Annotated in this window: 20 protein-coding genes and 1 pseudogene; 11 read left to right on the forward strand and 10 right to left on the reverse strand. The window is 59.4% G+C overall.

The features are described 5' to 3' along the window. Entirely contained in the window at window positions 1-771 is a 771-nt protein-coding gene (locus BFV63_RS05660) for a (S)-acetoin forming diacetyl reductase (protein ID WP_015571194.1), read from the forward strand. 130 nt (window positions 772-901) lie between these two features. Continuing rightward, window positions 902-1,375, forward strand: a complete 474-nt coding sequence (locus BFV63_RS05665) for a cold-shock protein (RefSeq protein ID WP_032608799.1) — start codon at window positions 902-904, stop codon at window positions 1,373-1,375. A gap of 69 nt (window positions 1,376-1,444) precedes the next feature. Here the strand turns inward: BFV63_RS05665 and BFV63_RS05670 are convergent, their stop codons facing one another. The 5 genes from BFV63_RS05670 to BFV63_RS05690 form a co-directional block, all read right to left on the reverse strand. Continuing rightward, window positions 1,445-2,149 (reverse strand): ABC transporter ATP-binding protein, encoded by a 705-nt coding sequence (locus tag BFV63_RS05670; protein WP_048241201.1) that lies wholly within the window; start codon window positions 2,147-2,149, stop codon window positions 1,445-1,447. Then, a complete protein-coding gene (locus tag BFV63_RS05675) occupies window positions 2,136-2,972 on the reverse strand; it encodes an ABC transporter ATP-binding protein (RefSeq protein ID WP_048241199.1) in 837 nt (278 codons plus the stop codon). Before BFV63_RS05675 ends, BFV63_RS05670 begins: the two co-directional genes overlap by 14 nt. Beyond that, window positions 2,965-3,798: an ABC transporter permease gene (locus BFV63_RS05680; RefSeq protein ID WP_003858839.1), complete on the reverse strand. Its 834-nt coding sequence runs from the start codon at window positions 3,796-3,798 to the stop codon at window positions 2,965-2,967. Before BFV63_RS05680 ends, BFV63_RS05675 begins: the two co-directional genes overlap by 8 nt. Next, window positions 3,798-4,811 carry an ABC transporter permease gene (locus BFV63_RS05685; RefSeq protein WP_032657498.1) on the reverse strand — a complete coding sequence of 338 codons (1,014 nt, stop codon included), beginning with the start codon at window positions 4,809-4,811 and terminating at the stop codon, window positions 3,798-3,800. The genes BFV63_RS05680 and BFV63_RS05685 overlap by 1 nt, the downstream gene beginning before the upstream one ends. Window positions 4,812-4,882: 71 nt before the next feature. Beyond that, window positions 4,883-6,451, reverse strand: a complete 1,569-nt coding sequence (locus BFV63_RS05690) for an ABC transporter substrate-binding protein (protein WP_048241197.1) — start codon at window positions 6,449-6,451, stop codon at window positions 4,883-4,885. A gap of 200 nt (window positions 6,452-6,651) precedes the next feature. Here BFV63_RS05690 and BFV63_RS05695 point away from each other — a divergent pair, with 200 nt between their 5' ends. Next, complete coding sequence (locus tag BFV63_RS05695) at window positions 6,652-7,350, forward strand: GNAT family N-acetyltransferase (protein ID WP_048241195.1); 699 nt, start codon at window positions 6,652-6,654, stop codon at window positions 7,348-7,350. A gap of 102 nt (window positions 7,351-7,452) precedes the next feature. Here the strand turns inward: BFV63_RS05695 and betA are convergent, their stop codons facing one another. The 3 genes from betA to betI are packed head-to-tail and all read right to left on the reverse strand — an operon-like array spanning window position 7,453 to window position 11,204. Next, window positions 7,453-9,117, reverse strand: coding sequence for a choline dehydrogenase (gene betA / locus BFV63_RS05700; protein ID WP_048209187.1), 1,665 nt, complete (start codon window positions 9,115-9,117; stop codon window positions 7,453-7,455). A gap of 13 nt (window positions 9,118-9,130) precedes the next feature. Next, entirely contained in the window at window positions 9,131-10,603 is a 1,473-nt protein-coding gene (betB, locus tag BFV63_RS05705) for a betaine-aldehyde dehydrogenase (RefSeq protein ID WP_048241194.1), read from the reverse strand. Window positions 10,604-10,616: 13 nt separating this feature from the next. Next, on the reverse strand, window positions 10,617-11,204 hold the full coding sequence (gene betI, locus BFV63_RS05710) for a transcriptional regulator BetI (RefSeq protein ID WP_003858827.1): 588 nt from the start codon (window positions 11,202-11,204) through the stop codon (window positions 10,617-10,619). Between the two features lie 128 nt (window positions 11,205-11,332). Here betI and betT point away from each other — a divergent pair, with 128 nt between their 5' ends. The 7 genes from betT to BFV63_RS05745 all read left to right on the forward strand — a co-directional run bounded on the left by betT (window position 11,333) and on the right by BFV63_RS05745 (window position 17,779). Beyond that, window positions 11,333-13,366, forward strand: coding sequence for a choline BCCT transporter BetT (gene betT, locus BFV63_RS05715; RefSeq protein ID WP_003858825.1), 2,034 nt, complete (start codon window positions 11,333-11,335; stop codon window positions 13,364-13,366). 138 nt (window positions 13,367-13,504) lie between these two features. Then, on the forward strand, window positions 13,505-13,891 hold the full coding sequence (locus tag BFV63_RS05720; RefSeq protein WP_032610190.1) for a type II toxin-antitoxin system RelE/ParE family toxin: 387 nt from the start codon (window positions 13,505-13,507) through the stop codon (window positions 13,889-13,891). 2 nt (window positions 13,892-13,893) lie between these two features. Continuing rightward, window positions 13,894-14,178, forward strand: a complete 285-nt coding sequence (gene nadS, locus BFV63_RS05725) for a NadS family protein (protein WP_048241192.1) — start codon at window positions 13,894-13,896, stop codon at window positions 14,176-14,178. A gap of 211 nt (window positions 14,179-14,389) precedes the next feature. Continuing rightward, a complete protein-coding gene (gene sitA / locus BFV63_RS05730) occupies window positions 14,390-15,301 on the forward strand; it encodes an iron/manganese ABC transporter substrate-binding protein SitA (RefSeq protein WP_048241191.1) in 912 nt (303 codons plus the stop codon). 2 nt (window positions 15,302-15,303) lie between these two features. After that, window positions 15,304-16,110 (forward strand): iron/manganese ABC transporter ATP-binding protein SitB, encoded by an 807-nt coding sequence (gene sitB / locus BFV63_RS05735; RefSeq protein ID WP_032647626.1) that lies wholly within the window; start codon window positions 15,304-15,306, stop codon window positions 16,108-16,110. Beyond that, on the forward strand, window positions 16,107-16,955 hold the full coding sequence (gene sitC / locus BFV63_RS05740; protein ID WP_048241189.1) for an iron/manganese ABC transporter permease subunit SitC: 849 nt from the start codon (window positions 16,107-16,109) through the stop codon (window positions 16,953-16,955). The genes sitB and sitC overlap by 4 nt, the downstream gene beginning before the upstream one ends. Then, a complete protein-coding gene (locus BFV63_RS05745) occupies window positions 16,952-17,779 on the forward strand; it encodes a metal ABC transporter permease (protein WP_048241188.1) in 828 nt (275 codons plus the stop codon). Before sitC ends, BFV63_RS05745 begins: the two co-directional genes overlap by 4 nt. A gap of 54 nt (window positions 17,780-17,833) precedes the next feature. Here the strand turns inward: BFV63_RS05745 and entD are convergent. Together entD and BFV63_RS05755 are read right to left on the reverse strand one after the other, a co-directional pair. After that, a pseudogene (entD, locus tag BFV63_RS05750) lies at window positions 17,834-18,415 on the reverse strand (enterobactin synthase subunit EntD); the annotation flags it as partial. Window positions 18,416-18,576: 161 nt separating this feature from the next. Then, window positions 18,577-20,817 (reverse strand): TonB-dependent siderophore receptor, encoded by a 2,241-nt coding sequence (locus BFV63_RS05755; protein WP_048241186.1) that lies wholly within the window; start codon window positions 20,815-20,817, stop codon window positions 18,577-18,579. A gap of 146 nt (window positions 20,818-20,963) precedes the next feature. Between BFV63_RS05755 and fes the strand changes: the two genes are divergently transcribed. Then, the gene (gene fes, locus BFV63_RS05760; protein ID WP_032634439.1) at window positions 20,964-22,163 is read left to right on the forward strand and encodes an enterochelin esterase; all 1,200 of its coding nucleotides are present in this window, start codon (window positions 20,964-20,966) and stop codon (window positions 22,161-22,163) included.

A 22,163-nucleotide genomic window follows, 5' to 3' on the forward strand; every position in this document is an offset into this window, starting at 1 on the left:
ATGCAAAAAGTGGCTCTCGTAACCGGCTCCGGCCAGGGGATTGGCAAAGCGATCGCGCTTCGCCTGGTGAAGGACGGCTTTGCCGTTGCTATCGCGGATTATAACGAAGAGACGGCGAAAGCGGTCGCGGATGAGATCAACCGCAACGGCGGGAAGGCCGTCGCCGTGAAGGTGGACGTCTCTGACCGCGAGCAAGTGTTCGCGGCGGTGGAAAAGGCCCGCACCGCGCTGGGCGGTTTTAACGTCATCGTTAATAACGCCGGGGTGGCGCCGTCCACGCCCATCGAATCCATCACGCCGGAGATTGTCGACAAGGTCTACAACATCAACGTGAAAGGGGTGATCTGGGGCATTCAGGCCGCAATTGACGCCTTTCGCAAAGAGGGGCACGGCGGAAAAATTATCAACGCCTGCTCCCAGGCGGGCCATACCGGCAACCCGGAGCTGGCGGTCTACAGCTCCAGCAAGTTCGCGGTGCGTGGCTTAACCCAGACCGCTGCGCGGGATCTCGCGCCGCTGGGGATCACCGTTAACGCCTATTGCCCGGGCATCGTCAAAACGCCGATGTGGGCGGAAATCGACCGTCAGGTCTCCGAGGCGGCGGGTAAACCGCTCGGCTACGGGACAGAAACCTTTGCCAAACGCATTACGCTTGGCCGTCTGTCCGAGCCGGAAGATGTCGCCGCCTGCGTCTCATACCTCGCCGGGCCGGATTCCGACTACATGACCGGTCAGTCGCTGCTGATTGATGGTGGGATGGTGTTCAACTAAATTCTAATAAGCTCTGACATGAACTTTCCCCTGCTCCCGTGCAGGGGCTTTTTTTTGTCTCCTCAGCCATTGTGCATTACACTGCGCGCTGCAAAACTTTAGTCTTAAGATCTGACAGGCGGTAACAGCGATGAACGGTACAATCACAACGTGGTTTAAAGATAAAGGCTTTGGATTTATCAAAGATGAAAACGGCGACAACCGCTACTTTCATGTGATTAAGGTCGCCAACCCTGATCTGATTAAGAAAGATGCGGCGGTGACCTTCGAGCCAACCACCAACAGCAAAGGCCTTTCCGCGTATGCGGTGAAGGTGATCCCCGAAAGTAAGCACCTCTATATTGCAGGCGAGCGCGTGAAGCTCACCTCAATTAAATCCTTCGTGGTGTTCAGCGAAGAAGAGCCCGTTGATACTAAAATCGACAAAGAGAATGCGGTGCTGTCGGTGGGGCTGCTGATGAACAGCATCAAACCAAAAACCGAGAAAAAGCCGGGCGAAATGCGCACGGTGAAGAAGCTGGCGATCACTACCTTCCAGAACACGACGCTGATCTTCACTGAAGATGAGATCGACATCGACGCCACGGTGAAGCTGCTGAAGTAACGTTTTGCCGGGTGGCGGTTACGCCTTACCCGGCCTACAAAATGCGTGCGGCACTCGCCGCCGCACGGTTTACCCCATCCTGTGCTCGCCCCGTAACATTGCTTCACGGTCAAATACCCGCTGGATCTCCCCGTGCGCCATAAATGCCGCCCGGTCGGACATATGCGCAATCAAGTCCGCATCGTGGCTCACCAGCAGGTAGGTCATGCCGTGCTGCGCCTTCAGGCGGTTGAGCAGGTTAAGAATCTCCGCCTGTACCGACATATCCAGCGCCGAGGTCGGTTCATCCAGCAGCAGAAGCTGCGGGCGCAGCAGCAGCGCGCGGGCAATGGCCACGCGCTGACGCTGTCCGCCGGAAAGCTGATGCGGGTAACGCCTGCCCGCATCGGCAGCCAGACCTACCTGTTGCAGCGCATCCGCCACTTTTTCGGCAACCTGGCTTTCGCCGTGGATGTTTAACGGCTCCGACAGGGTGCGGGCAATGGTGTGGTTCGGGTGCAAAGACGCCCACGGATCCTGGAACACCATCTGCACGTTGCGGCGAAGCGCGCCTTCAAAACGTCGTCCTGGCCGTAAATTTTCCCCGAGGACGGAAATGTGGCCATTCCACTCGGGCAGCAGCCCCGCCAGCACGCGCAGAAGAGTCGATTTGCCGCAGCCGGATTCACCGATCAGGCTGAAGGTTTCACCTTTTTCGATGGCAAAACTGGCGGCGGAAACCGCCGTTTTTTCACCAAAACTCACCCGGAGCTGGTTAACCTCAACGAGTGCCATTGTCGTCCTCCTTCCACGGTTGCGAACGGTCGAGCGTCGGCAGCATCTTGCCAAACGTCCCGGCGTTCGGGCGGCAGGTCCAGAGCGTGCGCGTGTAGGGATGGGTTGCCTGCGGCAACTGGCTCGCCGCCATTTCATCAACGTTCTCACCCTGATACATCACCAGCACGCGGTCGCAGTGTTCCGCGACGAGCGGCAAGTCGTGGCTGATTAACAGCATCGCCATCTGCCGCGCCTCGCACTGCTGTACCAGCAGCTCCAGGATCTGGTTGCGCAGGCGTGCGTCCAGCGCGGAAGTCGGTTCGTCGGCGATCAGCACCTGCGGGTTGTTGACGAGCGCAATGGCGATCATCACGCGCTGGCCCATGCCGCCGGAAAGTTCGCGGGGATAGCGCTGGAGCACGTGCTCGTTCAGCCCCACGGCGCGGATGATATCGTGAATGCGCGCCAGTCGTTCGGCGCGGGGCAGGCGCTGATGGAGGGTCAGCGCCTCATCAAGCTGGGCGGAGACGGTTTTCACCGGGTTTAGCGCGTAGCGCGGGTCCTGTAGAACCATCGCTATGCCGTTGCCGCGCAGCGCCTGCCAGCGGCGGCTGTTCAGGGTCAGCAGGTCGTTGCCAAGCACGTTAAGCCGCTTAGCGCTCACGATGCCGGGCTTGCGCACCAGCCCCATCAGGGCGCGGGCAGACATGGACTTGCCGGAGCCGGATTCTCCTACCAGCGCCAGCCGCTCTTTGCCCAACGTAAAGCTCAGGTTGTTGACCACGCGCGCGGCGGGGTAGTCGATATTCAGCGCATCGACGATGACGCGGTGTTCAGTCATGCTGTGGCTCCAGTACGTCGCGCAGGCCATCGCCCAGCAGGTTAAAGGCCAGGCTGGCAAACAGAATCGCCCCGCCTGGAATGGCGGCAATCCACCACTGGTCAAAAATGACCTGCATGCCGTCGGCAATCATCGCGCCCCATTCCGCCATCGGTGGACGCGCGCCCAGACCAAGGAAGCCCAGCCCGGCAGCGGCCAGAATAATCCCGGCCAGATCCAGCGCCAGTCGCACAATCGCGGAGGGCAGGCACAGGGGCAGAATATGGCCGACCAGCAGGCGCGGGCCGCGAATGCCCATCATCTCCGCGGCGGCCAGATAATCGCTGTGGCGCAGACGCTGGATTTCACTGCGCGCCTGGCGCGCATAGGCAGGCCAGGTCGTTAAGGCCAGCGCCAGCGCGCCGTTCACCAGACCGGGGCCGAGCATCGCGACAAATGCGAAGGCGAGGATCAGGCGCGGCATCGACATCACCACGTCGGTAAAGCGCATCAGGATGCGCTCCATCCAGCCGCCGTAGTAGCCTGACAAAATCCCCACCAGCAGACCGGCGGGGAGGGTAATAACGGTGACTAAGGCCACCAGCCCCAGTGCCGGACGGGTGCCGTAGATTAATCGGGAGAGCAGATCCCGCCCATAGCTGTCAGTACCCAGCCAGTGCTGCGCGTTGGGCGGTTGCAGACGCGCGGCGGCGTCCTGCCAGTTGGGATCCTGCGGCGCAAGCCACGGCGCGAACAGGGCAATAAGCACCAGCAGCGCGATGGCGATCAGCCCGCAAAACGCGGCAGGGGAGCGGCGCAGGCGGCGTAAGAAGAGATAAAACGGCATTAGCGCACCCTGGGATCGGTCGCCCGCACAAGCAGGTCGGTAAGGTTATTGATCAGAACAAAGCAGACGCCAATCAGCAGCGTGCCGCCCATCACGGCGGTGGTGTCACCGGCGAACAGGGCCGTGGTGAGGTAGCGCCCGATGCCCGGCCACGAGAAGACGGTTTCGGTTAATACCGCGCCCTCCAGCATGCTGGTGTAGGCCAGCGCAATCACCGTCAGCAGCGTGCTGCGAATGTTCGGCAGCACGTGACGCAGCAGGATGGTCATCTCTCCGGCGCCCTTGGCGCGGGCGAGCAATATGTACTCTTTGTTCATCTCGCTCAGACAGGCGGAGCGCGTCAGGCGGGTGATACTTGCCAGCGAGTAGTAGGCCAGCAGCAGCACCGGTAGCACCAGGTGGCTGATGGCGTTGCGGAACGCCTCGCGGTCGCCGGAAAGCCAGGTATCTACCAGCGCAAATCCGGTTCGTGGCTCGACGGTGAATTGCCAGATGTCGTCCAGCCTGCCGGGGCCAGCGCTCCACTGTAGTTTCGCGTAGAACATAGCCAGCATCAGCAGGCCGAGCCAGAATATCGGCACCGAATTGCCGAGCAGGGTGAGCGTTCTGATCGCTAAGTCCAGTGGCGAACCGGCGTAGCGGGCGCACAGCACACCCGCAATCACGCCGAGTACTGTGCCGATAATTAGCGCCAGCGTTGCCAGTTCCAGCGTGGCGGGAAAGGCGTGCAGCAGGTCCTGCAATACCGGCTGACCGGTAGCGCTGGCGGTGCCTAAATCCCCGTGAGCGAGGTTTTGCAGGTAGTGCCAGAACTGCACCGGCAGGGGCCGATCCAGCCCAAGCTGCTGGCGAACCTGATCGTAAGTGGACTGGCTGGCGTGATCGCCGACGATCTGCAATACGCGATCGACCGGGGAAAAGGCAGAGAGCGCAAACGTGACCAGCAGTAGCCCGAACAGCGTGAGCAGGAGAGTCAGCAGACCCTGAAGCACGCGGGTGGAAAGATGTGGCATGGGAAAATCGTTATCCTGAAAATATGCACGAACGACCCCCTCTCCCACGGGAGAGGGAGAGGGGGGAAAAGCTACTTCATAACGCGATCGTACCAGACCATATCCGCGTTCAGCCCCTGCTGATACCCCTTCACATTATCGCGCACCACGATCTGAGTTTTGCCCTGGTCAACGAACACGTACGGCGAGGTATGCTGTAACTGTTCCTGCATCTTCTTATACAGATCCAGACGTTTCGCCGGATCCGGCTCGGCAACCGCCGCCAGCGTGGCCTTGTTCAGCTCCGGGATTTTCCAGCCGTTCAGACCGGCCACGGTGCTGGACTTCCCGTCGTTCCACGCGAAGGCGCTGGCGTTGGAGTGCGCATCGAAGTAATCCGGGATCCACAGACGAATCGCCGCCTGATGCTGCTTAGCGCGCACGCGGGCGTACACCTGGCTACCCGCAGCGGGCAGCAGATCCACCTTCACGCCACCCTGAGCAAAGCTCGCCTGCATGGATTGCGCGATGGTGATGAACGGTGGTTTATTCTCCACGTCCAGCGTGAAATGCGCGTCTTTGATGCCCGCCTTGGCGAGGATCGCTTTTGCTTTTGCCGGGTCAAACGTGAACGGATTGTCCTCCAGCGCGCCCGGCAGGCCGACCGGCAGGAAGCTCTGATGAACAAAATTCTGGCCTTTCAGCAGGTCTTTGGTGATGCCTTCATAATCCACCAGCCAGCGCGAGGCTTCCCAGAACGCTGGATTATTCAGCAGCGGGTTAGCGCTGTTGCCGGTGTTAAACACCAGATAGTTTTGCTCGGCAGAAGGGATGCTCAGTACCTTCACGCCCGGCTTGCCGCTGAGGGCGCTTATCTGGTCTGCACCCAGATCGCGCGCCACGTCCGCATCACCCTGCTGGATCAGCAGGCGGCGGGAAGCGGGATCGGGGACGTTTTTAATGATGATGCTTTTAAGCTTCGGCGCGCCGCCGGGCGCGGAGTCGTTGGCTTCCAGCACGATGGCCTGATGCGGCTGGTAAACGCGCATTTTGAACGCGCCGCTGCCCGCAGAGTGCATTTTTAACCACGCGTTGCCGAAGTCGTTATCCTTCACGTTCGCCGCAACCTGTTTTTCATCGACGATGGAGGCAATCGGCGTGGAGAGAATATTCAGCGCCACCGACGGGCTAACGTCGGCCGTCCAGTGAAGCGTGAGGGTATGGTCGTCCACTTTCTTTAGCTGGCTGGCGATGTTGCTGGCGTCCCAGCCCAGTACGTTGAGGATAAACGCCGGGGATTTGTTCAGCGTCACGGCGCGGGTATAAGAGAAGATCACGTCTTCCGGGCGCAGCGGGTTGCCGGAGGAGAATTTCGCATCGGGTTTAAGCTTGATGGTCAGGGTTTTTGCTGCCGCGTCCGCGTCCCAGCTTTCTGCCAGAACCGGCGTGATTTTTTCCGGATTATCGCGGTCCGGCTGTACCAGACGCTGGTACAGGCTTGGCACGGTCTGGATGCTGGAAAGCTCGTTGGCTTCGGCCGGGTCAAGGCTCACGATATCATCCAGACCCTGGGCGACAACCAGCGTGTTGGGCGGGGTAGCGGCGTGAGCAGCGCTTGAGAGCGCAGCCAGCACCAGTAACGGCAGCAGTTTTTTAGTCATAGCGATCCCTGAATAAAATATATTGTGATTGTTTTATGCACCGTTACGGTAGGCTGGCTGAGGATTTCCTCAAAGTCGAAATTCTGCTTTGCTTATGCCATCCGGGAATAACGCATTCGGTCTGGTTATGAGTCACCTCTCTTTTCGTTCGCTTTTTAACCTGCTATAACAAACTCCTTACCTTTCAGGGAGTCACCGCCGTGCCCGAAATCAATCAACATGGTCAAACCGTTAACGATATTGTCCCAGACTGGAAATGCGCCCGCGCGTTAACCCGTACTCTGCTCACCGGCCAGTATTGCCGCCTGGAGCCGCTGGATGCTGACCGCCATTCGGCTGATTTGTTTGAAGCCTATGCGCTGGGTGACGACAGCGACTGGACGTGGCTTGCCAGCACCCAGCCTGTGAGCGTTGAGGCCACTGCGCACTGGGTGCTGGGAAAGGTGCTGGATGACGACCTGGTGCCCTTTGCCGTTATCGATCTGCGCACCGAAAAGGCGGTAGGGCTGGTCAGCTATATGGCGATAGAACGCTTCCAGGGCTCGGTTGAGATCGGCCACGTCACCTGGTCGCGCAGAATGAAGGGCACCCGCGTGGGTACCGAAGCGGTGTGGCTGCTGCTGAAAAATGCCTTTGAGCATCAATATCGCCGGCTGGAGTGGAAGTGCGATTCGATGAACATCGCCTCACGCAACGCGGCGGAGCGTCTGGGGTTTGTCTGGGAAGGGCGGCTGCGCCAGAAGCTGGTACGCAAAGGACGCAACCGCGACAGCGATATGCTTTCGATTATTGACGGCGAATGGCCGGAAAAGGATGCGGCTCTGCAGGCCTGGCTGGCAGCGGAGAATTTTGACGGGGAAGGGCGGCAGGTCAGGCGGTTAGAGGAATTTCGGACGTAAAAGCCTTACCCCTCACCCCAACCCTCTCCCCAAAGGGGAGAGGGTGTTCAAGTTCCCTCTCCCCTTTGGGGAGAGGGTTAGGGTGAGGGGAGAAGTTCGCACTCAGCGGCGAACCGGCGCCCCGTTCGCCACATAATAAGCCGCCGTGCTCTTCGCCAGCGGCTCGCGCCCGCGAATGGCGTCGGCAATCTTTTCGCCAATCATGATGGTGGTGGCGTTCAGGTTGCCGGTGATAATCTGCGGCATAATCGACGCATCCACTACGCGTAACCCTTCCAGCCCGTGAACGCGGCCTTCGCCGTCGACCACCGCCATTTCGTCGTAGCCCATCTTGCAGGTACCGCACGGGTGGAAGGCGGTTTCGGCGTGGTTGCGCACGAACTCGTCCAGCTGTTCGTCGGTCTGGCATTCGACGCCCGGGCTGATTTCACGACCGCGATACTTGTCCAGCGCCGGCTGATGCATGATCTCGCGGGTGATGCGGATCGCGTCGCGGAACTCCTGCCAGTCCTGCTCGTGGGACATGTAGTTGAACAGGATCGCCGGATGCTGGTGCGGATCGCGCGACTTGATGCGCACGTGGCCGCGGCTCGGGGAGCGCATGGAGCCAACGTGGCACTGAAAACCATGCTCTTTCACCGCGTTCGAGCCGTTGTAGTTAATCGCCACCGGCAGGAAGTGATACTGAATGTTCGGCCACTCGAACTCCTCGCGGCTGCGGATAAACCCGCCTGCTTCGAAGTGGTTGCTCGCGCCCACGCCCGTGCCGCCAAACAGCCACTCCGCGCCAATCTTCGGCTGGTTCCACCATTGCAGGGCAGGGTAGAGGGAGACCGGCTCCTTACATTCATACTGAAGATACATCTCCAGGTGATCCTGCAAGTTTTCACCCACTCCGGGTAAATCATGTACCAGCGGGATATCAAACTGCTTCAGCAGTTCAGCGTTGCCCACGCCGGAGCGCTGGAGGATCTGCGGAGACGCGATGGCGCCCGCGCACAACAGTACCTCTTTCTTCGCTGTCGCTTTTGACGGAATGGTGCTTTCGCCTTCCAGCCACTCGACGCCCACCGCGCGCTTGCCGTCAAAGATAATGTGATCGGTCATGGCGTGGGTGCGGATGGTCAGATTCGGGCGCGGTTTGGCCTGATCCAGATAGCCGCGCGCGGTGCTGGCGCGTCGGCCCTGCGGCGTGACCGTGCGATCCATCGGGCCAAAGCCTTCCTGCTGATAGCCGTTGAGATCGTCGGTGCGCGGGTAGCCCGCCTGCACGCCTGCCTCCACCATCGCTTCAAACAGCGGGTTCACACCCGGCTTAGAGGTGGTGACGCTCACCGGACCGTCGCCGCCGTGGTAGTCGTTCGGCCCCACGTCGCGGGTCTCTGCCTTGCGGTAGTAGGGCAGGCAGTTGAGATAGCTCCAGTGCTCCAGACCCGGTTCTTTCGCCCAGTTGTCCAGATCCATTGCATTGCCGCGCACGTAGCACATGCCGTTGATCAGCGACGAGCCGCCCAGCCCTTTACCCCGTCCGCACTCCATGCGGCGGTTGTTCATGAAAGGCTCTGGCTCGGTTTCATACGCCCAGTTGTAGCGCTTGCCCTGCAACGGGAAGGCCAGCGCGGCAGGCATCTGGGTGCGGAAGTCAAAGCGGTAGTCCGGCCCGCCCGCCTCAAGCAGCAGGACGGTGGTGTTTGGATCTTCAGTCAGTCGTGTTGCCAGTACGTTGCCGGCAGAGCCGGCCCCGATAATGATGTAGTCAAATTGCAAATAAACCTCCCGGTTAAAATATGGACTGGAATTTACCCATCTCAACCTGGATGGACTTCACCTGGGTGTAACTCTGAAGCGTCATGACGCCGTTCTCACGGCCAATGCCGGAGTGTTTGTAGCCGCCCACCGGCATCTCCGCGGCGGATTCGCCCCAGGTGTTGATCCAGCAGATGCCCGCTTCGAGCTGATGAATAGCGCCGTGGGCGCGGTTCAGATTGGCGGTGACAATGCCCGCCGCCAGACCGTAGTCGGTGTCATTGGCGCGGCGAATGGCCTCTTCGTCAGAGTCATAGGTGAGGATGGACATCACCGGGCCGAAGATCTCTTCGCGCACGATGGTCATCTCGTCGGTGCAGTCGGTGAACACGGTCGGGGCCACCCACGCGCCGTTGTCAAAGCCGTCACCCTTCAGCACGTCACCGCCGCACAGCACGCGCGCGCCTTCCTCTTTGCCTTTGGCGATGTAGCGCATCACGCTGTCCCGGTGCGGGAAGCTGACCATCGGACCAAAGTTGGTAGCTTCATCGAACAGATCGCCCGCGCGGATGCGGCCCACGCGCTCAACGATTTTTTGCTCAAACGCGGCTTTGAACTTCGCGGGCACGAACACGCGGGTGCCATTGGTGCACACCTGGCCGGAGCTGAAGAAGTTGGCCATCATGGCGATATCTGCCGCGAGATCCAGATCCGCATCGTCAAACACTATCAGCGGGGATTTACCGCCCAGCTCCATCGTCACCTCTTTCAGGGACGAGGCCGCCGAGTTGGCCATCACCTTTTTGCCGCTGGCGACGCCGCCGGTAAAGGAGACTTTCGCGATGCCCGGATGCTCGGTCAGGTACTGGCCGGTCTCCGCGCCTACGCCCGGCAGGACGTTAAACACGCCGTCCGGCAGGCCCGCTTCGGTGTAGATTTCAGCAAGCTTCAGGGCGGTAAGCGGTGTCACTTCGCTCGGCTTGAAGATCATTGCGTTGCCCGCCGCCAGCGCCGGCGCGGATTTCCACAGGGCGATCTGGATCGGGTAGTTCCACGCGCCGATGCCCGCCACCACGCCCAGCGGCTCGCGGCGGGTGTAGACGAACGAGGTGTCGCGCAGCGGGATCTGGCTGCCCTCCAGCGCCGGGATCAGCCCCGCGTAGTACTCCAGCACGTCCGCGCCGGTGACGATGTCGACGGTCGAGGTTTCGGAATACGCTTTACCGGTGTCGAGGGTTTCCAGCGTTGCCAGCTCGTCGTTACGCTCGCGCAGGATATCGACGGCGCGACGCAGGATGCGCGAGCGCTCCATGGCGGTCATCGCCGCCCAGATTTTTTGCCCGCGCTTTGCGCTTTCGACGGCGCGGTCCACGTCTTCGCGCCCGGCGGCCTGCACGGTCGCCAGAACTTCACCGTTCGCCGGGTTGATGGTCTCGAAGGTGCGACCGCTGGTGGCGGATGTATAACCACCATTGATATAAAGCTGCTGTTCTGCCATTCGGGACATAAATTCTCCTCGGTTAGTCGGTCGGTAAATGCTGGCTGATAAAGTGGCTGGTAAGCGACTGGGCCAGGGTTTTATCCAGCGGTTTGCCGCTGAGCGCAGCGCGCAGCCACAGCCCGTCAATCAGTGCGGCGAGCCCGTAGCCCGCCTCTTCAGCCTGTTCACGCGGCAGCTCGCGGCGGAACTCGTACACCAGGTTTGAGAGCAACCGACGGCTGCTGACCTGCTGCAAACGGTAGAGCATCGGCTGATGCATGCTGCTGGCCCAGAAGGCCAGCCAGGCCTTCATCGCCGCGCCGCTAACCTGAGTTTCATCAAAATTGCCGCCGACAATCGCCTGCAAGCGCTGCTCTGCACTGCCGTCCGGCAGGGCGCGTAAACGGCTTAATACCGCGTCGCGCAGCTGACCGGTGATGTCGCGCATGGTCGCTTCCAGCAGACCGTTTTTATCTTTGAAATAGTGGCTGATGATCCCCGTAGATACGCCCGCCCGACGGGCGATCTGCGCGATGGTTGCGTCATGCATTCCCACTTCATTAATTGCTTCCAGCGTGGCATCGATTAGCTGCCTGCGCCGGATCGGCTGCATCCCCACTTTGGGCATTTTTGCCACTCCATTCATCAGCGTTGGTAATCTATTAAAGCGGTTTTTGATTGGACGTTCAATATAAAATGTGTCTTAATTGTTGCGATTTTGGATTTCAATAGTTACAAAAACAGTGGGGATACTGGATGACAGACCTTTCACAAGACAGAGAAAAAGACAAAATCAACCCGGTCGTTTTTTATACGTCCGCCGGGCTGATTTTGTTGTTTTCCCTGACGACCATCTTCTTTCGTGATTTTTCTGCCGAGTGGATTGGGCGCACTCTGGACTGGGTGTCAAAGACCTTCGGCTGGTACTATCTGCTGGCCGCGACGCTTTACATCGTGTTCGTGGTCTGCATTGCCTGCTCGCGCTTCGGTTCGGTAAAGCTCGGGCCAGAGCAGTCTAAGCCCGAGTTCAGCCTGCTGAGCTGGGCCGCAATGCTGTTTGCCGCAGGCATCGGCATCGACCTGATGTTCTTCTCCGTGGCGGAACCGGTCACGCAATATATGCAGCCGCCGGAAGGGGCAGGGCAGACGATGGAGGCCGCGCGCCAGGCGATGGTCTGGACGCTGTTCCACTACGGCCTGACGGGCTGGTCGATGTACGCCCTGATGGGCATGGCGCTCGGATACTTTAGCTATCGTTATAATTTGCCCCTTACCATCCGCTCCGCGCTGTACCCGATTTTCGGCAAAAAGATCAACGGTCCGATTGGCCACAGCGTCGACATTGCGGCGGTGATCGGCACCATCTTCGGCATCGCCACCACGCTCGGAATTGGCGTGGTGCAGCTCAACTACGGGCTGAGCGTGCTGTTTGACATCCCGGATTCGATGGCGGCGAAGGCGGCGCTGATTGCGCTGTCGGTGATTATCGCCACCATCTCGGTGACCTCCGGCGTGGATAAAGGGATTCGCGTGCTCTCCGAACTGAACGTCGCGCTGGCGCTGGGGCTGATCCTGTTCGTGCTGTTTATGGGCGACACCTCGTTCCTGCTCAATGCCTTAGTACTGAACGTGGGTGATTACGTGAACCGCTTTATGGGCATGACGCTGAACAGCTTCGCCTTTGACCGTCCGACAGAGTGGATGAACAACTGGACGCTGTTCTTCTGGGCGTGGTGGGTGGCGTGGTCGCCGTTTGTCGGCTTGTTCCTGGCGCGTATTTCGCGTGGGCGCACCATCCGTCAGTTCGTGATGGGCACGCTGATCATCCCGTTCACCTTTACCCTGCTGTGGCTGTCGATTTTCGGCAACAGCGCGCTGCACGAGATCATCCACGGCAATGCGACTTTTGCCCAGGAAGCGATGGCGCACCCGGAGCGCGGCTTCTACAGCCTGCTGGCGCAGTACCCGGCGTTCACCTTTAGCGCGTCCGTAGCGACCATCACCGGCCTGCTGTTCTACGTCACCTCGGCGGACTCTGGCGCGCTGGTGCTGGGGAACTTCACCTCGAAGCTCAAGGACATTAACAGCGACGCGCCGAACTGGCTGCGCATCTTCTGGTCCGTCGCCATCGGCCTGCTGACGCTCGGCATGCTGATGACCAACGGTATCTCTGCGTTGCAGAACACCACGGTGATCATGGGCCTGCCGTTCAGCTTCGTGATCTTCTTCGTGATGGCCGGGCTGTATAAATCGCTTAAGGTGGAAGACTACCGCCGCGTCAGCGCCAGCCGCGACACCGCCCCGCGTCCGCTGGGCGCGCAGGACAGGCTGAGCTGGAAAAAACGCCTCTCGCGCCTGATGAATTACCCCGGTACGCGCTACACCAAACAGATGATGGAGACGGTCTGTTTCCCGGCGATGGAAGAGGTGGCCCAGGAGCTGAAGCTGCGTGGCGCCTACGTGGAGCTGAAAAACCTGCCCCCGGAAGAGGGCGAAAATCTGGGGCACCTGGATCTGCTGGTGCACATGGGCGACGAGCAGAACTTTGTCTATCAGATCTGGCCGCAGCAGTATTCGGTGCCCGGGTTCACCTACCGCGCGCGCAGCGGGAAGTCGACCTACTACCGCCTGGAGACGTTCCTGCTGGAAGGCAGCCAGGGGAATGATCTGATGGATTACAGCAAGGAGCAGGTGATTACGGACATTCTGGACCAGTATGAACGGCACCTGAACTTTATCCATCTGCACAGGGAAGCACCGGGGAATAGCGTGATGTTCCCGGATGTCTAAACGGATTCTTAAAATACCTTCAGACTGTATATAAATACAGTTATTTGGCGCAGCATTACTCAAGGAAGAGTAACCATGCAGCAAGAGCCTGATGCTGAAGCATTCGGGCTTTTGCTGCGTTTAGGGAAGGAACTATGGATGAGTCATGCGATAGAGTTTATCGAAACATCACTCTTTACCCGACAGATTAAAAGCATTGCTACGGATGATGAATTAAAGGATCTGCAAAAGGAACTTATTGCCTGGCCTGATAAAGGTGACCTGATCCAGCAGACGGGGGGGTTACGTAAAATAAGGATGGCGGCAGGCTCAAAGGGAAAGAGAGGGGGGATCAGAGTGATTTACTTTCTTGCCACAGAGGAGGTGATCTATTTCATTATGGCCTATCCAAAATGCATAAAGGACAGCCTGACAGAGACAGAGAAAGCAGAACTTAAAAAGCTGACTTCCATTCTGAAAAATACTGCTTCCAGTGCCGTAAATTTGAGGTGTACTATGTACCCTAATCAGGCAGGTGGAGGCTGATAATGAGTATTTTCAATGAATTAAAATCTTCGCTTGAAGAGGCCGTTGAGATCCATAACGGAAGAAAAGCCGCTTCCCGGGTAACCCGCTATGAAGTTGCTGATGTGCGCGCCATCAGAGAGCAGCTCAGTATCACGCAAAGCGAAATGGCGAAGGCGCTTGGCACGAGCGTCGATACGATAAAGAGCTGGGAGTCTAAACGTCGCAACCCAACCGGGCTGGCGGCGAAGGTACTTAATGTGATTCGGGAGAATCCTGCATTTTATAAGGCACTTGCCGGGCAGTGAGTCGCCCTTATGCCGGGTGGCTCTGCGCTTACCCGGCCTACAAAACTCCAAAACTGCTTTACCGTAGGCCTGATAAGCGAAGCGCCATCAGGCTCTCCCTCCGTTGACACAGCTTTAATGATAATTATTTTCATTTAAATATAGCCTGTGCTATACCTTATAGCACAGGCTAATTTTGCTTTGATTTTAATCACCTCAGGAGACTTCTGCGATGCATCCACGGCAAGGATTGAAGCGTCTGTTACTCGGCGCGCTGCTCATGACCGCGACCACCACGGGCGCGCTGGCGGCTGAAAAGTTCCAGGTCATCACCACTTTTACCGTTATCGCTGATATGGCGAAAAACGTGGCGGGGGATGCCGCAGAGGTCACCTCCATCACCAAACCGGGCGCGGAAATTCACGAATACCAGCCCACCCCGGGCGATATCAAACGCGCGCAGAAGGCACAGCTGATCCTGGCGAACGGCATGAATCTGGAGCTGTGGTTCCAGCGCTTTTATCAGCATCTGAACGGTGTGCCGGAGGTGATTGTCACCAAAGGCATCACCCCGATGGGCATCAGCGAAGGGCCCTATAACGGCAAGCCCAATCCGCACGCGTGGATGTCGCCGGACAACGCCCTGATTTACGTCGATAACATCCGCGACGCGCTGGTGAAGTACGATCCGGCCAACGCACAGACGTATCAGCGCAACGCTGATGCTTACAAGCAGAAGATCACCTCCACTCTCGAACCGCTGCGCAAGCAGGTCGCGGAGATACCGGAAGACAAACGCTGGATGGTGACCAGCGAAGGGGCTTTTTCCTATCTGGCGCGGGATTTGGGCCTGAAGGAGCTTTACCTGTGGCCGATCAACGCCGATCAGCAGGGCACGCCCCAGCAGGTGCGCAAGGTTATCGATCTGGTGAAAAAACATCACATTCCGGCGGTGTTCAGCGAAAGCACGGTCTCGGATAAGCCCGCCCGTCAGGTGGCGCGTGAAACCGGCGCCCACTATGGCGGCGTGCTGTACGTCGACTCTCTGAGCGCGGAAAACGGTCCGGTGCCAACCTATATCGATCTGCTGAACGTCACCACCCGCACGCTGGTGCAGGGCATCCGCGACGGGATGAAGGAGTAATCATGCAGAAAGGTATTGTTGTAACCGACGTGACCGTGACCTACCGCAATGGCCACACGGCGCTGCGCGACGCGTCGTTCAGCGTGCCGGGCGGATCGATTGCTGCCCTGGTGGGGGTGAACGGTTCCGGCAAGTCCACGCTGTTTAAGGCGGTGATGGGGTTTGTGCGGGCGGCGAGCGGCACTATCTCCATTCTGGGGCTGCCGCCTCACCGGGCGCTGCGTCAGAACCTGGTCGCCTACGTGCCGCAGTCGGAAGAGGTCGACTGGTCGTTTCCGGTGCTCGTCGAGGACGTGGTGATGATGGGCCGCTACGGGCATATGGGGTTTCTGCGTCGTCCCAAAGAATGCGATAAGCAGATCGTCACCGACGCCCTGAAGCGTGTGGATATGCTCGAGCTGCGCCATCGGCAGATTGGCGAGCTGTCCGGCGGGCAGAAGAAGCGCGTGTTTCTGGCGCGGGCGATTGCCCAGCAGGGCGAGGTGATCCTGCTCGACGAGCCGTTTACCGGCGTGGACGTCAAAACCGAAGCCAGGATCATCAGCCTGCTGCGGGAGCTGCGCGACGAGGGTAAAACGATGCTGGTCTCGACCCATAACCTGGGCTCGGTCACGGAATTCTGCGATTACACGGTGATGGTCAAGGGCACCGTGCTGGCGAGCGGCCCGACGGAAACCACCTTTACCGCCGAGAATCTCGAGCGCGCCTTCAGCGGCGTGCTGCGCCACGTGGTGCTCAGCGGCTCGGAAGATCGCATCATAACCGACGACGAACGCCCCTTCGTCACGCACCGTCAGGAGGCCAAATGAACGTGCTTCTCGAACCCTTCGGCTACGAGTACATGCTCAACGCGATGTGGGTCTCGGCGATGGTGGGCGGGCTGTGCGCGTTTCTCTCCTGCTATCTCATGCTCAAAGGCTGGTCGCTGATCGGCGATGCGCTGTCGCACTCCATCGTGCCGGGCGTAGCGGGCGCTTACATGCTCGGGCTGCCGTTCTCGCTGGGGGCGTTTTTATCGGGTGGGCTGGCGGCGGGCAGCATGCTGTTTCTCAACCAGCGCAGCCGCCTGAAGGAGGACGCCATTATCGGGCTGATCTTCTCCTCCTTTTTCGGGCTGGGGCTGTTTATGGTCTCGCTCAACCCGACCTCGGTGAACATTCAGACCATCGTCCTCGGCAATATTCTGGCTATCGACCCGGAAGATATCGTCCAGCTGGCGATTATCGGCGTGGTGTCGATAGTTATCCTGCTGTTCAAATGGAAAGATCTGATGGTGACCTTTTTTGATGAGAACCACGCCCGCGCCATCGGTCTGCGTCCTGAACGCCTGAAAATTCTCTTCTTCACGCTGCTGGCGGTCTCTACCGTGGCGGCGCTGCAAACCGTCGGCGCATTTCTGGTGATCTGTCTGGTGGTCACGCCCGGCGCGACCGCGTGGCTGCTGACCGACCGCTTCCCGCGCCTGCTGATGATTGCCGTCGCCATTGGCAGCATCACCAGCTTCCTCGGCGCGTGGGCCAGCTATTACCTGGACGGCGCCACCGGCGGCATTATCGTGGTCGCCCAGACGCTGCTGTTCCTGCTGGCGTTCGTCTTTGCGCCGAAGCACGGACTGCTTGCCAGCCGTCGTCGGGCGCGGGAGGCACACCCATGATGACGCTGCTCCTCGAACCCTTCCAGTTTGCGTTTATGAACAACGCGCTGCTGATTTCACTCCTGGTGGCCGTGCCCTGCGCGCTGCTGTCGGTTTTTCTGGTACTGAAAGGCTGGGCGTTGATGGGCGACGCCATGAGCCACGCGGTGTTTCCCGGCGTCGTGCTGGCCTGGATGATGGGCCTGCCGCTGGCGCTGGGCGCGTTCGTGGCCGGTCTGTTCTGCGCGGTCGCCACCGGATACCTGAAGGATAACAGCCGCATCAAACAGGATACGGTCATGGGGATCGTCTTTTCCGGCATGTTCGGCGCCGGGCTGATCCTCTATATCGCCGTCAAACCTGAGGTGCATCTCGACCACATTCTGTTCGGCGATATGCTGGGTATTAACGGGATGGACATTCTGCAAAGCGGTCTCGTCGCGGGGATGATTGCGCTGGTGATTGGCCTGAAGTGGCGCGATTTTCTGCTGTTCTGCTTTGACTATCAGCAGGCGCAGGCGAGTGGCCTGCGCACCCGCTGGCTGCACTACGGCTTACTGTGCATGGTTTCGCTGACCATTGTGGCGACGCTGAAAGCGGTGGGGATCATTCTGTCGATTTCCCTGCTGATTGCCCCCGGCGCGGTGGCGGTGCTGATTACCCGACGCTTTCACATGGCGCTGCTGGTGGCGGTCGCCGTTTCAGCGCTGGTGTCGGTAAGCGGCGTGTATGCCTCGTTTTATCTCGACAGCGCGCCTGCGCCGACCATTGTGGTCCTGTTCGCGATGGTGTTTATCGTGACGTTTGTGGTGACCAGCGTGAAGGCTCGTCGCAGGAGCGTGTGACAGCAGAGTGATGACCTGTTCGCCGTGCTGCTGCCAGTGCAGGGGGAAGGCGGTGCCTTCTTGAAAGTCTGCTAGTTGACAGGTCAATGCCAGCGTGAGCGTCTTGTCGTCGAGCTTGGTAACGCGGGCGCAGTCAAAACCCATCCAGGCCTGTACCTGCGGAAAGAGGGCCTTAAACAGGCTCTCTTTGGCGCTGAAAACCAGCGTCAGGGCGAGGGCGAACGGGTAACCCAGGCGGGAAAGCACAGGTTCTTCCTGTGTATCAATGATGCCGTCTTTGATTTCCCTGGCTTCGTTTTCGGAGAGGATCGTTTCACAATCGATGCCGATAAGCACCGGGTATTGCGTGACGACGGCTATCGCCTGCGTGCCGCTGTGGGTGATGCTGCCGGAAATATCTTGCGGCCAGAGCGGTTCCCCGCTGGGGCCGATGGCGGGCATGGTGTAGTCAGGTAAGGCGTGCGCGGCGGCGATGCGGCCTGCGAGGTGGTCGGCCTTGCGTTTGCGTCCGGCGTTAGCCAACTGGGCGTGGTGGGGGAGCCAGAGGAGATCGGCGTCCGTAAAGGTGGTGGGGTCGAAGGTGATGCGGTGGAGGGTGTGGCCAGCGAGAGAAAATGTGCTGTGGGTGGTGTGCATGGTTTTCCTTCTGTATTGTGCGGCCTGATGCCCTCACCCCAGCCCTCTCCCAAAGGGAGAGGGAGCAAACACTAAAAACGGCAACGGGGTTGCCGTTTTGCTTTTACCTCGCCCTCACCCCGGCCCTCTCCCACAGGGAGAGGGGGAAGTCACTGCCTGTATCAGAACCTCGTATTTACGCTCATGTACCAGGTGCGACCCGGTTCATTATACGTATACGCACCCGCGCCGTACATATACGCACCCGTCGTGGTATTACCCGTGGTCTGGGCGTTACCCGCGCGCCACTGGCGCTTGTCGAAGACGTTGTCCACGCCGCCGGTCAGGCTGACGTTTTTGGTCACGTCCCAGGTCGCGCTCAGGCCAACGATGCTGTACGGGCTGACTTCGTCTTTCTCAGACCCGGTCACCGGCTGACCTTTGTAGTTGTACTTCTTCGGCTGCTGCTTGCCGTACCAGGTGAAGGTCGACTGCAATGAGACATCCTGACGTACCTGCCAGCTCAGGGTAGAGTTCAGCGTATACTCCGGGATGATCGACAGACGATCGCCGGTCTCCTTGTTCTTACTTTGCAGCATGTAGGTGATGTTGTTGGTCCAGTTGATGGTGTCGCTGACCGGCACGTTCAGGGAGCCTTCCAGACCTTCCACTACCGCCTTCGGCACGTTTTCCCACTGGTAGATATCGGTGGTGACTTTGCCGGTGGACGTCTGGCCAATCGGCGCGTAGCCCGCTTCAATCTTGTTGCGGTAGTCGTTGCGGAACCAGGTCACGCCAGCCAGCCAGCCGTCGCGTTTCCACTCCAGGCCAATCTCTTTGTTGATACTGGTTTCCGCTTTCAGATCGTCGTTACCCATCATGTAGCAGCCCACGCCGTCGGAACTGGCGTAGCAGCCCTGGCCTTTACTGTACAGCAGGTAGTTCGGGTTGGTCTGATACAGGCTTGGCGCTTTATAGGCGCGCGCGATGCCCATCTTCAGGGTGAAGTCATCCCCCAGACCTTGCGACAGGTTCAGGGACGGGCTCCAGTTATTACCCACAATAGTATGGTGGTCGAAGCGCAGGGCAGGGGTCAGCATGGTGCTGTCGGTCAGCTCCATGTTGTTTTCGGCAAACAGGGAGAAGATCTCCGCTGACGTGTACGGGCTACGATCTTCGCTCATGCCCGGGATGGGGCCCCCCTGCTGGGTTTGTGTAAAGGAGGTTGAGTCCTTCATGCGCTGCTGGTTCCACTCGGTGCCGAGCGTCAGGTTCTGGTTCACAATGAAATCAATCGGCAGGTTGATTTCGCTGTGCAGCATCACGTCGGCCAGATCGGTATCGGTGAATTTATTGCTGTTGAACAGGCCTTCCAGACCGCCCGCCAACCCTTCACCCAGACGAGAGTTGCGGGTGTGCTCGTACTGCGCCCAGTTGCTGGTGGTGATGCCGTTATCCCAGCCGCCGTTCCAGGTCACGGCGAAGTTCTGACGATAGATACGGTTAGTCTCTTTACCGTAGTTCTTCTTCACCAGCGCGTTGTCGTTGTTGGTGTTCTGCGTGTCGCCCGCATACAGGTTGTTCTGGCGGCTGTAGCCCGCTTCAAACTCCAGCGACTGCATCGGCGCGAAGTCCCAGCGCACCACGCCGTTGATGTCTTTATTTTCCACACCTTCACGGCCTGCGGGCAGGGTGTTGGCGTAAGCGCCCGTGCGGTCAGACTGGTGACCCTGGTTGATATCCCACGCGTCGGCCTGGGTTTTATCCAGGTTACCGTACATGCGGAAGCTGAAATCCCCGCCCAGCGGGCCGCTCAGGCTGAAGTTGGTGCGTTTGGTGGAACCTTCGTCTTTATGCTCTGGCGCGTTCAGGTAGGTGTTCCAGGAGCCGTGCCACTGGTCGTCAAATTTTTTGGTGATGATGTTCACCACGCCGCCCGCCGCACCGTTACCGTAGCGGGCAGCAGCCGGGCCACGGATCACTTCGATGCGCTCGATCATCTCCGGCGGGACCCAGCCGGTATCGCCGCGGGTATCACGCTCGCCGCGCCAGCCCAGACGGATGGAGTTGCGGCTGGTGACCGGCTTGCCGTCGATCAGGATCAGGGTGTTTTCCGGGCCCATGCCGCGAATGTCAATCTGACGGTTGTTCCCGCGCTGGCCGCTGGTGGAGTTGCCGGTCAGGTTAACGCCCGGCATGGTGCGGATGATTTCCGCCACGTCGCGCGCTGGCGGGTTTTTGCGGATCTCATCGGCGGTGATGGTCGACACGCCCGGCGCCTGCAAATTCTGCTCGGCGGCAGTGATCACCATGGTGTCTTCGTGCTGCGCGGAGGCGGTGTTGTCGTCTGCCATGGCGGGCAGCGCGACACCATAAATCCCTAAATTGACCAGCAAGGCCAGAGAGTGAATCTTCTTATTCATTGTACGTCCCGCTTTTATGGTTATTTAATGAGCGCGCTTCCCACAGCGCGGGCATTACGCTATTGCAAATGCAAATAGTTATCAATAATATTATCAATAAAATTTGCTCTGAAACAAAAAAGACTGTTAAACATGGGGTTATAAGGGTGACGGTGTTAACAACCGGAAGTGAAGCGTGGTGGCAGGCGAAAAACGGGCCGGAACGGGAACGTCATCAGGAAAACTATCGCGTGACATTCTGGTGGCGGGACCCGGCGGGAACGCAGAAAACCTCGACGGTGAAACGCGTCTGGCTCTACGTCACCGGCGTGACCGATCACCATCAAAATGCCCGTCCGCAATCCCTTGAACGTATCCCGGATACCGACGTCTGGCAGTGGCAGGGCGAGTTCAGTCCCGAATGGCGCGGCAGCTACTGTTTTATCCCCTCCGATAACGAAAACGATTTTGCCGATGCAGTGTTTGAAGGCGAGCAGCCGGACCGCATGGCGCTGCGCGAAGGCTGGCGTAAACTGTTGCCGCACGCGGTGTCCGACCCGCTGAATCCGCAAAGCTGGCGCGGCGGGCGCGGGCACGCCGTCTCGGCGCTGGAGATGCCGGAGGCGCCCGTACAGCCCGGCTGGAACCATCCCGATACCCCTTACAATAAGCCTGTCTGTATTGATTGGCACAGCGCGCGTCTGAAGAACCGTCGTCGCGTGTGGATTTTTACCACCGGGGATGAAAGCCCCGAGCGCCCGCTGGCGGTGCTGCTTGACGGGCAGTTCTGGGCCGAAAGCATGCCCGTCTGGCCTGCTCTGGCGTCGCTCACCCATGAAGGCAAACTGCCGCCTGCGGTTTATGTCTTAATTGACGTCATTGACACCGCACACCGCAGCCGCGAGCTGCCGTGCAACCCTGATTTCTGGCTGGCGGTGCAGGAAGAACTTCTCCCGCAAGTGAAAAGCATGGCCCCGTTCAGCGACCGCGCCGACCATACCGTGGTGGCGGGTCAGAGCTTCGGCGGACTCTCTTCCCTCTATGCGGGCCTCAACTGGCCGCAGCGTTTTGGCTGCATCCTCAGCCAGTCCGGATCCTACTGGTGGCCGCACCGCGGCGCGCAGCAGGACGGGCTGCTCATCGAACAACTCAAAGCGGGTGAAAAAACCGCTCGCGGGCTGCGCATCGTCCTTGAGGCCGGGCGCAACGAGCCGCTTATTTTGCGCGCAAACCAGGCGATCCTCGCCGAACTACACACTCAGCAACCGGTTTTCTGGCGTCAGGTTGACGGCGGACACGATGCGCTTTGCTGGCGCGGTGGGCTGACGCAGGGGCTGATGACCCTCTGGCAGCCGCTTATTCAATAA

This window comes from Enterobacter hormaechei subsp. xiangfangensis, assembly GCF_001729785.1.
GTDB classification, from domain to species: domain Bacteria; phylum Pseudomonadota; class Gammaproteobacteria; order Enterobacterales; family Enterobacteriaceae; genus Enterobacter; species Enterobacter hormaechei_C.

Excerpts from the sequence above, each read along its gene's own strand:
- BFV63_RS05660 (WP_015571194.1), top strand. The coding sequence starts at position 1 with ATGCAAAAAGTGGCTCTCGTAACCGGCTCCGGCCAGGGGATTGGCAAA.
- BFV63_RS05665 (WP_032608799.1), top strand. The coding sequence starts at position 902 with ATGAACGGTACAATCACAACGTGGTTTAAAGATAAAGGCTTTGGATTT.
- BFV63_RS05670 (WP_048241201.1), bottom strand. The coding sequence starts at position 2,149 with ATGGCACTCGTTGAGGTTAACCAGCTCCGGGTGAGTTTTGGTGAAAAA.
- BFV63_RS05675 (WP_048241199.1), bottom strand. The coding sequence starts at position 2,972 with ATGACTGAACACCGCGTCATCGTCGATGCGCTGAATATCGACTACCCC.
- BFV63_RS05680 (WP_003858839.1), bottom strand. The coding sequence starts at position 3,798 with ATGCCGTTTTATCTCTTCTTACGCCGCCTGCGCCGCTCCCCTGCCGCG.
- BFV63_RS05685 (WP_032657498.1), bottom strand. The coding sequence starts at position 4,811 with ATGCCACATCTTTCCACCCGCGTGCTTCAGGGTCTGCTGACTCTCCTG.
- BFV63_RS05690 (WP_048241197.1), bottom strand. The coding sequence starts at position 6,451 with ATGACTAAAAAACTGCTGCCGTTACTGGTGCTGGCTGCGCTCTCAAGC.
- betB (WP_048241194.1), bottom strand. The coding sequence starts at position 10,603 with ATGTCCCGAATGGCAGAACAGCAGCTTTATATCAATGGTGGTTATACA.
- betI (WP_003858827.1), bottom strand. The coding sequence starts at position 11,204 with ATGCCCAAAGTGGGGATGCAGCCGATCCGGCGCAGGCAGCTAATCGAT.
- betT (WP_003858825.1), top strand. The coding sequence starts at position 11,333 with ATGACAGACCTTTCACAAGACAGAGAAAAAGACAAAATCAACCCGGTC.
- BFV63_RS05720 (WP_032610190.1), top strand. The coding sequence starts at position 13,505 with ATGAGTCATGCGATAGAGTTTATCGAAACATCACTCTTTACCCGACAG.
- nadS (WP_048241192.1), top strand. The coding sequence starts at position 13,894 with ATGAGTATTTTCAATGAATTAAAATCTTCGCTTGAAGAGGCCGTTGAG.
- sitA (WP_048241191.1), top strand. The coding sequence starts at position 14,390 with ATGCATCCACGGCAAGGATTGAAGCGTCTGTTACTCGGCGCGCTGCTC.
- sitB (WP_032647626.1), top strand. The coding sequence starts at position 15,304 with ATGCAGAAAGGTATTGTTGTAACCGACGTGACCGTGACCTACCGCAAT.
- sitC (WP_048241189.1), top strand. The coding sequence starts at position 16,107 with ATGAACGTGCTTCTCGAACCCTTCGGCTACGAGTACATGCTCAACGCG.
- BFV63_RS05745 (WP_048241188.1), top strand. The coding sequence starts at position 16,952 with ATGATGACGCTGCTCCTCGAACCCTTCCAGTTTGCGTTTATGAACAAC.
- BFV63_RS05755 (WP_048241186.1), bottom strand. The coding sequence starts at position 20,817 with ATGAATAAGAAGATTCACTCTCTGGCCTTGCTGGTCAATTTAGGGATT.